The organism is Cytobacillus sp. QJM3NY_8 (assembly GCF_056173585.1).
This window is the reverse complement of record NZ_CM149681.1, coordinates 4510920-4524346: the sequence shown is the minus strand read 5'-3', so window position 1 is coordinate 4524346 and position 13427 is coordinate 4510920. Positions and strand designations below refer to the sequence as shown.

The 13427-nt window shown below is 38.7% G+C and carries 4 protein-coding genes; all 4 read left to right on the top strand.

Annotated elements, in window-relative coordinates:
- The first annotated feature begins 3 nt into the window (after positions 1-3).
- The 4 genes from AC0VZ9_RS23165 to AC0VZ9_RS23150 all read left to right on the top strand — a co-directional run bounded on the left by AC0VZ9_RS23165 (position 4) and on the right by AC0VZ9_RS23150 (position 13181).
- Positions 4-1014, top strand: coding sequence for a HEAT repeat domain-containing protein (locus AC0VZ9_RS23165; RefSeq protein ID WP_251266888.1), 1011 nt, complete (start codon positions 4-6; stop codon positions 1012-1014).
- An 8-nt stretch (positions 1015-1022) separates the two neighbouring features.
- Positions 1023-2447 (top strand): glycosyltransferase family 2 protein, encoded by a 1425-nt coding sequence (locus AC0VZ9_RS23160; RefSeq protein WP_019383182.1) that lies wholly within the window; start codon positions 1023-1025, stop codon positions 2445-2447.
- The gene (locus tag AC0VZ9_RS23155) at positions 2396-5623 is read left to right on the top strand and encodes a hypothetical protein (RefSeq protein ID WP_251266889.1); all 3228 of its coding nucleotides are present in this window, start codon (positions 2396-2398) and stop codon (positions 5621-5623) included. Before AC0VZ9_RS23160 ends, AC0VZ9_RS23155 begins: the two co-directional genes overlap by 52 nt.
- Positions 5624-6404: 781 nt before the next feature.
- A complete protein-coding gene (locus tag AC0VZ9_RS23150) occupies positions 6405-13181 on the top strand; it encodes a Cna B-type domain-containing protein (RefSeq protein WP_475396754.1) in 6777 nt (2258 codons plus the stop codon).
- Positions 13182-13427 lie beyond the last annotated feature (246 nt).

Genomic DNA, 13427 nt, shown 5'->3' with positions numbered 1-13427 from the left:
GCGGTGTTCATAATTATTATGCTGCTGGTTTTAATTTGCCTGGCATTTTATATTGCAGTTCAATATGAGAAAAAACAAGCTCTAATAACAAGGAAAAACGAATACTTAAATGAACTATCAAGTGTCTGGCATGATTATTTGGTTAAAAGTAAGGAAGCTGATCTTGCAAAATTAAAGCCCTCCAACAAAGAAGAATACGAGATTACAGAAAAAATACTTCTATGCTATGTGAAAAACTTATCTAATAGTGAGATTCTGTTGAAAATTAATGGTTTTGCGAATGAATTTCTTACAGACTATTATGCGCTTTTATTGAGAAGCCGTAAATGGAGTCTAAGGATGAATGCTTTATACAGAACAGCTGACTTTAAATTGGAAACACTGATTGAAGAATGCCATCTGCTTGAGCAAAGGAAGTGTACACCAGAGGAAATACATCAAATCTATAAAATATACTCAATCATGGATTTTGATTCTTTAGTGGAAAAGTTACAAGCAAATAAAGACACATTCACTGAAATAGAATACAGTAGACTGCTAACCTTTATTTCTGATAAGGATTTAAATCATATGGTTACTTTATTTGAAGAGTTCCCATACAAATGTCAGTTAGCGATTGTAAATGCACTTGGTCATAGAAGACTGCAGGAATATGTTTCCTTTTTTGAAAAATTGATTTTGCATACAGATCCAGAAATGCGATTACGCTCTTTAAAAGCTATATTCGAAACAGGGTGGGTTATCGACATTGAAAAATATCTGCATTTTGTGCATTCGGATATTTGGGAGGAAAGGCTGCATGTCACAAAATTATTGGGCCGTCTTCCACTGGAAGATTCGTACTCATATCTCCAAAAATTGCTTAAGGATCAATCTTGGAAGGTACGCTCTGAAGCGGCCAATACTATCGGGAAAATTAAAGATGGGAAAAAAATGCTAATAGAGTTCGTGGACACTTCCAGTGACCGTTATGCTATTGAGATAGCGAATGAAATAATCAGGAAAGGAACGTAAGGAAGAAAATGGAGAAATTTACCGAAACAATAGGACTGTTCTTCGGGAGCGCAATCCTTATTTACATGCTAATCGTTATTTTTGCTTACACTTTTATGCTCGTAATTGCCTTTATCCATATCCGTAAGCATTATTTGCTTGATAAAGAGGAAGCGGATGAAGAAAACTTAAGCAGTATTAATATGAAGCCTATCTCCATTATTGTACCTGCTTATAATGAGGAAGCAGGAATATTGGATACAGTTCATTCCCTGCTTTCCCTTCGATTTCCTCAGACTGAGGTTATTATTGTTAATGATGGTTCCACAGATAGTACTCAGAACAAACTAATCCAGGAATTCAAATTTCTTGAAGTAGAAAAAGTCTACAGGCAGGAGCTTTCTACAAAGCCCGTTAAGCGGATTTTTCAATCAGCCGTCTATCAGGGGGTATGGCTGATTGAAAAAGAAAATGGCGGGAAGGCTGATGCTTTAAATACAGGCATAAATTTTGCAAGGTTCCCTTACTTTTGTTCGATAGACGGAGATTCCATTCTTAATGAGAAATCGCTCCTCAAGGTCATGAATCCAATTATATCATCAGATGGTGAAGTTATAGCTGCTGGCGGGAATGTCAGAATTGCAAATGGCAGTATTGTTCATTCCGGCACTGTAAGAAAAACACAATTAGCGAAAAATTCCCTTGTATTAATGCAGGTAATTGAGTATTTGAGAGCCTTTATGATGGGAAGGATTTCATTCAGCAAGTATAACCTGGTTCTAATAATCTCCGGGGCATTTAGTGTGTTCTCCAAGGAATGGACCGTCAAAGCTGGAGGTTATGCTGCAAATTCCATCGGGGAAGATATGGAATTGGTTGTAAAGCTCCATCGATATTTAAAAGAAAATAAATTAAAGAAGAGGATAGAATTTGTTCCTGATCCTGTCTGCTGGACTGAGGCTCCAGAAAAACTTTCAATACTAAGGAAACAAAGAAGAAGATGGCATCAAGGCCTAATTGAAAGTCTCTGGAAGCATAAACGTATCACTTTGAATCCAAAGTACGGCGCAATTGGAATGGTTTCCTTTCCATATTTCTGGCTTGTAGAATGCCTGGGACCGATTTTTGAGTTAGGCGGATATCTTTATATCATAGCAGCCTTTTTTCTGGGGGAGATCTATTTTGAATTTGCTGTCTTATTGGCCCTCTTATTTATACTTTATGGGAGTGTTCTTTCTATTGCTTCCCTCCTGCTGGACGCATGGAACAAAGATGTTTACCCCACAAAGAGCGACCTCTTTCGCCTTATTTTTATGTCTTTAACAGAGGTTTTCTGGTATAAGCCGCTGACACTTTTATGGCGGATGGAAGGACTTATGTTTTTCATAATTAGAAGAAAAGAATGGGGAAATATGCAGCGGATCGGACATTCTTCGAAAGGACAATCAATATGAAGCGTTTTTATATAGCTGGGGTTTTTCTGCTGATACTTTGTCTGCTGCCAATTATATGGTGGCAGCTTGAATCACATAAAAACGTTAAAATTGCAATTCTTGACAAGACGGTGCCAAGTGAATCATACCGAGAACATCAGGGATTGACCTGGGTCTTAAATTACTTGAAGTACGGAAATGATAAAGGAAAAGCTATACATGCATCTGAGGATTACTTCGGTTTCAGGCCTAAAGAAGACAAGAGGAGCTACAAGGTCAAGAATTTTCCAAGCCATTATTTGGATTATGATATTATCTATGCAGCTGATACTTATGGTGTGTATGAAGATGATCTTCCATGGCTTGATAAAAAGAGAAAGGGTGCTCGGACCGGACAAATTTATGGAGGTCTGGAAGAAAGTGAATGGAAGTCAATTTTAGAGAGACTTAATCAAAAGGAAAAAAGCTTATTTATTGCTGAGTTTAACACCTTCGCCTCACCAACTAAAAAAGCAGTAAGGGAATCTGTTACGGAATACCTTGGGCTCGATTGGGGCGGCTGGACTGGAAGGTATTTTGAAGAACTTGATCCTGACAAAAATGAAGAAATCCCCAAGTGGATATTGGATGAATATAGAGATGCATGGAAGTATAGCGGTGCAGGCTTCATTCTTGTCAATGATATCGACTATAAAGTAATCGTACTGGAAAAAGATAAACATATAAATGAAGGCGGCATAAAGTTATCTTTTACTGATAATGGAACTAAACTGTTTGGACTTAAAGATAGTCCAGAGTACAAGTATTGGTTTGACATTGTTACGCCGAAGGGCACGGCCGAAGTTCTGGCAAATTACCAGTGGAATCTTACTAACGAAGGTAAGGCCTTACTTGAAGAAAACCGGATTCCATCCCAATTCGCAGCTGTTCTGGCAAATAAATCTGGAAGTGCATTGAGTTACTATTTTGCTGGTGATTTTAATGACATCGAACGAGTGCCTTCATTTTACGGGATGAAATGGCTGGATGCTGCATATCAGTTTGGGCACAAATATTCAGATGAAGCATTCTACTGGTCAGCTTATGTTCCCATGATGAAAAATATTCTGAGCCATTTCCCCGATAGTAATGAAATTGAAAAGTCTAAACCTGATAGTCTTCAATATAATGCAAGAGTTAATAAGGATGCCTTTGAGGTGAACAAAAATGGGAAATGGATTGAAATTCCCATAAAAGGTGTCAATTTAGGAATGGGGAAGCCTGGGCATTTTCCTGGAGAAGCGGCCATTACAGAAGAGGAATACTATCGATGGTTCGAAATGATAGGAGAAATGAATGCAAATAGCATTCGAGTATATACACTTCATCCTCCTGGGTTTTATCGCGCCTTAAAACGATATAATGAAGAGCATAAAGAGAAATTATACATTTTCCATGGTGTGTGGATGAATGAAGAGAAATTAGAGGAATCAATGGATGCATATGAGGAAGATAATCTCCGCGATTTCGAGAAAGAAATGAAAAAAATTGTGGATGTCGTTCATGGCAATAAAATAGTAGATCAAGAGCCTGGTCATGCTTCAGGGGCCTATCAGGCAGATGTGTCTGAGTTTGTAATTGGATGGCTGATAGGAATTGAGTGGAATCCGTATATGGTTGAAAACACAAATAAAATTCATAAAGGAATGAGGGATTTTAAAGGAGAGTATTTCCAAACAAAAGATGCAGAGCCGTTTGAAGCATGGATTGCCCAGCAGATGGAAACGATTGTCCAATACGAGAAGGATAAATATAATTGGATTAGACCGCTTAGCTTCACAAACTGGGTTACTACCGATATTCTTGATCACCCGGCAGAACCTAATGATCAAGAAGACCTTGTCAGTGTCAATCCAAATGTCATTTATACCAAAGGTGATATGAAAAAAACAGAACAGTTTGCCTCATACCACATTTATCCATATTATCCTGATTTCTTTAATTATGAAGAATCCTATCAGTCTTATAGAGATCATAGAGGGGAAAATAATAGCTATGCTGCCTATTTAAATGAACTGCATCAAGTGCATAGGCTCCCCATTCTGGTGGCGGAATTTGGTGTGCCAGCTTCGAGAGGCTTGACACATGAAAACCCTTTCGGATGGAATCAGGGATTCCTCTCTGAAAAACAGCAGGGGGAAATTGTCAGCCGTTTATATGAAGATATTATGGCCGAAGAGTTACTCGGGGGTATGATTTTTACCTGGCAGGATGAGTGGTTCAAACGGACGTGGAATACTATGGACTATGATAACCCTGACCGACGGCCGTTTTGGTCCAATGCTCAGACAAATGAACAGCAATTTGGTCTCTTGAGTTTTGACCGGAACAAGATCCGAGTAGATGGAAATACAGAAGAATGGGAGGATGAGCCTCTTTACAAAGGAAATAAAATTAAAGAGTTATACGCTGATCATGATGAAAGGTATTTCTATTTGAGAATGGAGCTCGATGCTGAAAGTAAAGGCTATCCTATGATTCTGCTCGATATCATACCTAATCAGGGAAATCACTTTATCAATGGCCGTGATCTTCCTGGCTTCTCTAATGGTGTTGATTTTATCGTGAATTTGAATGAGAACGAATCCAGAATAATGGTGGATGATTATTATAATCTCTTCAACTTCCAGTACGGTCATCAATTGGAGATGATCCAACCGAAACCTCCATTACCTGCGAAAAATAGCGGGAATTTCTCCCGGATTGAATACGTATTAAGCAGAGAGCTTTTTATCCCATCTCAAAACCGTAAAATAGACTTTAAAAGCTATGAGACTGGCAAGCTGCAAGCAGGAAATGGAAACCCGGAAGCAAAGGAATACGATTCGCTCGCAGATTATACTATTGCAGAGGATGGCATAATAGAAATGAGGATTCCTTGGCTCTTATTGCAGGCAAAAGATCCGAGCCAAAAAGAGTTCATGGCTGATGTCTATTCAGAAGGACTAGAAGGAAGCGTAAAGATCGATCAAATATATGTAGGCGGACTCTATTTTGATGAACAGCACAACTTAATAGATTCCGTGCCTGAAATAACCAATGGAAACCTGGAAAAAATGAAGGAATATAAGTGGGAGGCATGGGATATGCCTCTTTCGGAAGAAAGGCTAAAGCAGTCCTATTATTTAATAAAAACGTTATATGGGAATTACAAATAAAAGTTCAGAGGGCTTTGGCCTTCTGAACTTTCTTAATCCAGGAGCATATTGTATAAGTCTCTTGCTTGTGGGCTGGTTTCCTCTTCAAGCAGCTTTTCATAGCTATGATAGGTTCGTATGGCTTCTGAAAGCCATCCTATTTCAGCAAAGATTCGTTGTAAGCAAAGATCCTATCATAATTGAACGGATACCTATGACAAAATAATGAGTTAATACCAATTTCTTTTATGTAATAAAAGATAATAATTTAAACGGCCTAACCATGAAGATATTCATCCAAAATGAAGTTTTTATGATATTCCCTGCTGCAGAAGGACAAGTCTCCTCCCAGTTAAAGAAAACTAGCCTGATAATTCTAAAATCAGGTTTGTACTTTATAAAAATGTCACTGATGTTATATTTGATTAACCTACCTACCCCTCCTCGTATTTTATACGGTAACACAATTCCCTATTCTCATTTAAATTACAAATTAAAACGTTAAGAGAATTATTTTTTCCCTGCTAAATGGGGCGATTAATTAATAGCTTAGCAAGTTAGCTATCATAGTTCCATCTTTTTAGGTTTGTGTCCATCATTATTTATTTTTAGAGGGCACGTGAAAAAATGTTTATTGTTAAGAAAATGTAAAGAGGAAAATAGTAACTTTATTTAAGTTGCTATGGGGGATATTTCCTCGATTGACCAAACAGAATCCTTTAGTTTTTTCTTATTTCCCTGTAGTTAATAAGAATAAAGCATCATAGGTTGCTTTAAAAAATTTAGGGAAGGAGATTTTAAAGTGTCAAAAAAAGTAAGCATTATTATGTTCATTCTTATTCTAGTTTCTCAGACTGTACTAAGCGGGAGCGGACTTTCTTACTCAGCAGTAGCAAGTGAAGCTGCACAAGGATTTTTGACTGATGTTAATATGACGGATGATAAAGGCAATCTTATAGATTCTGAGAGGAACCCAGATTATCAGTCAAATGCGGAAACTGCTGTAAACGTAAATTATCACTGGAGTTTAGAGGGCTTGAAGGTAACAAGCGGAGATACATACTCGTTTAAAATACCTAAAGAGATAAAAATCCAAAATGAACAGCAAGGGAAACTAATTGCAGCTGATGTTGAATTAGGATCCTTCTACGCAGGAACAGACGGAGCGGTTGTCGTCACATTCTATGAAGAAGTCGAGAATTATGCAGGAACTGAAGGAATGTTTACTATTAAAACATTCTTTAGTAGTGACATGATTAAAGACAATGAAACGGTTTCCATTCCTTTCGCTTTATCTGCAAAGGAAAAAATTATTAACGTTGCTTTTCAAGTGGATCCCATTTCAGAAAATAATCAACAACAAGATGAAACTCCCGCAAGTGTGGAATCTGATGAAAAGACTGAAGCACACACTGGAGATTTAAAAGATGAAGTAAAAGTTGAAACAGATGCAGAGGCTGCAGAGGAAGAGCAAACAGAGGACAAGGTGCCAGTGCTTGAAAAGTCTACTAAAGAGGAGAAAATAGAAACAAATCAAAGTAATCTATATGAACCTGTAGAAATTCAAGAAAATATTATCACTGATTTTGAATTGACATTAAGAGACGGCACTCCTTTGCCAGATCCCCTTCCAAATCCAAACGAACATGATATCGAACTTAAAGCAAAGTACTCATTTGCTTTAGCGAATGACCATACTTATAGGGCTGGATCAACCTATACGTTTAAACTCCCTGAGCAATTAACAGTGTATAACCAGGCTAGCGGTAAACTCGGAGAATACGGCACATTTACAGTATCGACAGATGGTACAGTAGTTTTTACCTTCAACGAAAATATTGAAGCCCATTCAGATATTGATGGCTGGATTGAAGTATATTCGCTAATTGATAGACATTTAGAAGGCGGCACGACACAGAAAATCGTTGTTCCGATTAAGGGTGAAACTGTAAAAGAGTTAATCCTGAATTTTGAACCTAAAAATGGAAACTCAATCGACAAAAGAGGAACACCTAATCAAAAGTATAACGCCTCGTCCATTGCATGGGAAATTGACTTTAATAAAAACCAGGATGTTCTTGCAGGAGCACAACTGCTGGATCCTATCGATGATCCAAATCAGGAATTCATTGCTGGTTCGATGAAAATTTATAAATTAGACGTTCAATTAAATGGATCGGTGAACCTTGGAGAAGAAGTTACAGAGAAATATAAAGGGACATTCCCTATTGACTTTGGAAACATTAATAGAGACGCATACCGAGTAGTATTTGATACCAGGATAACAGACAGTGAGGCAACAAACTATCAAAACCATGCCACCATTAAGTGGAAAGATGGGGAATTGTCTGCGGGTGCAACTGTAAATGTTGGCCGCGGGAAGGCATTAGAAAAACGGTCAAGCCATTACGATTCAAAGTCACAAACTATTACTTGGGAAGTGAAATATAACTATAATCAAAAAGAAATCTCTAAAGACGAAGCTGTGTTGACAGATATCTTTGGGGAAAATCAAGTTTTAGTAGAAGACAGCTTTGAAGTACGTGAAATCACGATTAATCCTGAAACAGGTGCCGAAGCAGGGGAAGGCGAAATATTTAATAATTATTCTATTACAAAGAATGGGAATAAAGGATTCCAGCTTCAGTTTGGGCAAGACATTCAGACGGCATACAAAATCACTTACAAAACAAAAGCTGATGAACGGGTCTACGAAAACAGCACGGTGTCTAACAAAATAACGGCGAATGGAAAAGAAGCGACAGGCAGCCGTACAATGATTCAAGAAGTTTTCCATAAATACCATTACAATCAACATACGGATTACAATAACAAAACCACCCGCTGGGGAATCTCGTTCAATAAAGACAGCCACACAATGGAGAATGTCACATTGACGGACACACTTCCAAAAGGGTTGAAGCTTGAGAATTATACCATTAAACATGGCGGGGAAGCCTTGGTTAAGGATGAGCATTATGAATATAGCTACAATGAAGAGACAGGTGAAGTAGTATTTAACTTCACAGGACTAAACCCTGTTACAAAAGAAGTATATATCGAATACACAACAAGCTTCGATTTTAATATGATAGATAAAGATAATGAAAGCTTTACTAATTTGGCTAAGCTGACTTGGACTCCTGAAGGGGAAGAAGAGCAGCGGAGTGAAGAACGGAAAGCTACATTCACACCGAACAAGAACACTCAGCTGAACGGTTCGAAGAGTGGTTCTTATAACGCTAAAACTAAAGAAATTACTTGGACAATCGGGGTAAATTACAATAACCGTAACATTAAAGAAGCGATCGTCGAAGACTTGATTCAAGGTAATCAAAACCTTGATTTAGGGTCGATAGAAGTCTATCAGATGTTGGTCCAATCAAATGGTAATTGGTCGAAGGGTGAGAAGTTATCTTCAGATCAATACGGTAAAGAAGAATTTGAGTCAGAGGGCAAGCCAGGTTTTCGTGTGAATTTAGGAGAGATCAATAGTCCCTATGTAATTGAGTTCAAAACCAATCTTGCAGGAGAATTGATAGTAAATCGGTACAATAATGAAGCGCTATTGAAAGATGGAGCAGCAGATTTTCCTTTGAACGCTCATGTATCGGTCGCGAATGGCGGAACTTACACTACAAAAGATGCTGCACAAAACGGACAGAATGAGGAAGTTCTGAATTGGTCAGTCCGCATTAACGCTGCGCAATCAATGATTGAAAACCCAAAATTGATTGATCGTCCAAGTGCTAATCAGCTCATTTTAAAAGATTCTTTTGTTCTCTATGGAACAACTGTACATGAAAGCGGCAGTTTCACTAAAAATACAGAAGACATTTTAAAAGAAGGAACGGATTACTCCATTGAATTTAAGAAGGATGAAGAAGGAAAAGAATACTTTGAATTACTATTCTCAAAAACAATAGACCGTCCATATATTTTGGAATATGATACGTTCCTGATGGCGGGGCATGGAGAAGAAGTTAGTAATCACGCACTCATAGAGGGAAAGAATATCACAACAGAAAAGACAGACACTAAAAAGCAACACATTGTTCGTTATTCTGCCGGTGATGGAGGAGCTAGCGGTAAGGTTGGTAAGCTTACTATTAAGAAAGTAGATGCAGCGACTGAAGAGCCTCTCCAAGGAGTAGAGTTCACCCTCTTCGATAAATCAGGAACGATTGCTCTTTTCACTGAAAAAACCGATTCAAAGGGAGAAATCACATTCGATCAATTGCGATTTGGTGATTACGTCTTAAAGGAAACGAAAGTACCTGAAGGGTATGTAAGTTTTTATGTAGATGGAAAAGTCATTACCATTGATCAAGAAGTGAACAGCCCTGAGGATACAGGCAATATCCATAAAGTTGAAAATCATCCAATTATCTATGCAGTTCAACTTACAAAAGTGGATGAAGCTAACCCGGATACCAAGTTAGAGGGAGCTGCATTCGAACTTCAAAAACAAGTAGATGGAGAGTTTGTCACCATTACCGATAAAGTCTTGACTAATAACAAAGGCATCATCTACGTGGATGATCTGACTCCTGGTAAATATCAGTTCATCGAAAAAACAGCGCCATATGGTTATCTCCTAGATAAAAAGCCTGTGCTTTTTACTATTCAGGAAGAGGCAATTGAAGTTGTGGAAGTCACAGCTGCTAATAAGGCAATTGAAATAACGTCCATTAAAGGCCAGAAGGTATGGAAAGACGAAGGCCCATCTGAACGTCCTGAAAGCATCTATGTGGATTTACTTCAAAATAATAAGGTTATAGAGACACTGAAAGTTTCTGAAGATTCTCAGTGGTCTTATAGTTTTAATGATCTGTTGAAAACAGATTCACTAGGCAATGCTTACAAATATGCTATTAATGAGCATCCAGTCCCCGGTTACGAGTCCATAGTCGATGGCTATGACATTACGAATCTGCGCATTGGCAAGACGTCCGTCGAAGGCGCGAAGATATGGAAGGATGACAATTCGCCTGAACGACCAGAATCAATCATGGTGAACTTGCTCCAGAACGGTGAGGTCATCGACAGCCGAGAAGTCACATCTGAAACAAACTGGACATATAGCTTCACCGGCCTGGAGAAGTATGATCTGGAAGGAAAAGCTTACGAATACACAGTTGAGGAAGAGCCAGTTAAAGGTTACGAGTCTGCAATCGATGGCTACGATATTACGAACCTGCGCGTCGGTAAGACATCGGTTGAAGGTTCTAAGATATGGAAGGATGACAATTCACCTGAACGACCAAAGTCAATAACGGTAAACCTCCTTCAGAATGGGGAAGTCATCGACAGCCAAGAAGTCACTGCAGAAACGGACTGGACATATAGCTTCATCGACCTGAATAAGTACGACGAGGAAGGGAAAGCTTACCAGTATACTGTAAAGGAACTGCCCGTCCAAGGCTATGAATCTACAATTGAAGACCATAATATCACGAATGTCCGCACAGGAAAGACAGCTGTTGAAGGAATAAAAACATGGAAAGATGGAAACTCCAAAGATCGTCCATCTAAAATTAAAGTGAATCTCCTTCAAAATGGGGTGGTCATCGATACGCAGGAAGTAACAGCTAAGACAGATTGGACATATCATTTTACAGACCTGGAGAAGTATGATCAGGATGGAAAAGCATATAACTATACTGTAAAAGAGCAAGGGGTCCCGGGCTATGAATCAAAAGTTGACGGGTATAATATCACGAACACACGCTCAGAGCAAACCTCCGCTGTTATTACAAAGGGCTGGAAAGACGATAACTCTGAAGACCGTCCGGAAAGCGTGACAGTGAAACTTCTTCAAAACGGCAAAGTTATGAAGACAGTTGAATTGAAGGCAATTGAAGGCTGGACATATAAGTTCAAGGATTTAGAAGCATATGATGAAGATGGTATTGCTTATGAGTATACTGTCGAAGAAGAAGCGGTTGAAGGTTACGAATCCAAAGTAGATGGTTATGACATCACCAATGTCCGAGTCGGCAAAACTACCGTAGAAGGCTTAAAGACATGGAAAGACGATAATTCCAAAGACCGTCCGGTAATGATCAAAGTGGATCTTCTTCAAAATGATAAAGTTATTGCTACTCAAGAAACAACTGCTGAAACGGACTGGAAGTTTAGCTTTACGGACCTTGAGAAGTACGACGAGGAAGGGAAAGCTTACCACTATACTGTAAAAGAACAGCCGGTTCAAGGCTATGAATCTACAGTTGAAGACCATAATATCACGAATGTCCGCACAGGAAAAACAACAGTTGAAGGAACAAAAACATGGAAAGATGGAAACTCTAAAGATCGTCCATCCAATATTAAAGTGAACCTCCTTCAAAATGGGGTGGTAATAGATACACAGGAAGTTACAGCCAAGACCGATTGGACATATCAATTTACTGACCTGGAAAAGTATGATGAGGATGGAAAGTCATATAATTATTCTGTAAAGGAGCAAGGAGTTCCGGGCTATAAATCAAAAGTAGACGGGTTTGACATCACGAACACACGTTCAGAGCAAACCTCCGCTGTAATAACAAAAAGCTGGAAAGACGATAACTCTGAAGAACGTCCGGAAAGCGTAACAGTGAACCTCCTCCAAAACGGTAAAGTTATTGAGACAGTTGAATTGAAGGCAATTGAAGGCTGGACATATGATTTCAAAGGTTTAGAGGCATATGATGAAGATGGTATTGCTTACGAATACACTGTCAAGGAAGAAGCAGTTGAAGGTTACGAATCCAAAATAACTGGTTACGATATCACCAATGTCCGTATAGGCCAAACATCTGTAGAAGGAACAAAGATTTGGAAAGACGATAATTTCAAAAATCGTCCGAAGATAATAGTAATTGATCTTCTGCGGAATGGTAAAATAATTCACACGCAAGAAGTGACTGCTGATACTGGCTGGAAGTACAGTTTTCCTGATCTAGAGAAGTATGATCAAGAAGGTAAAGCATATGCTTATACAGTCAAGGAGCATCCTGTTAAAGGTTATGAATCTATTATTTCCGATTATAATATCACCAACAAGTTAATTCTTGGCACGGTTGAATTGACCAAGGTCGATAGTGACAATCATCAGATTAAGCTTGAAGGGGCTGTATTCAAGCTGCAGGATGCAGAAGGCACGACTCTGAAAGAGGGTCTTACCACAGATTCAAACGGGAAGCTTGTTATCGATGATTTGAAGCCGGGTAATTACCAGTTTATTGAAACGAAGGCTCCGGAAGATTATGAACTCGACCCGTCACCTGCTTCCTTTACAATCGAAACAGGACAACACGATAAAGTGACGGTTATAGCAGAAAACCATAAAAAACCTGAAAACGGAGCCCCAGGGGTTGATAAGCCGCAAGGTCCGGCTGATCTACCTGGGAAACCTGATACAACAAAACCAGCAACACCCGGCACACCAGTCAACGGAAATGGTCAGTTAAACTCCAATACTGGCAATATATTGCCGGATACGGCTACTTCGATTTTTAATTCTGGGCTGATAGGAATCCTTCTCTTGTTGGCAGGATTGCTTCTCACAGTTCGAAGGAAAAAGAAATTAAGATAAACAGGAAGGCTATCCTCTACGTATCACAAAGAGGATAGCCTGTTTGCAGATTATCCTCATATTCATATTGTCAAGTTCTTCCTAAAAGATAACCAATGGCATTGAACTCAAAATACACGGTAGACGTATTTTAAAAGTATCTTTCAAGAAAATCAGCATTATTCAGAGGATTGCTTTTTATGTTTCTGAACGATAAACTGTTAGACTGCAATTTGAAAAACTTACAAAATGGTTAGCGGCAGACAA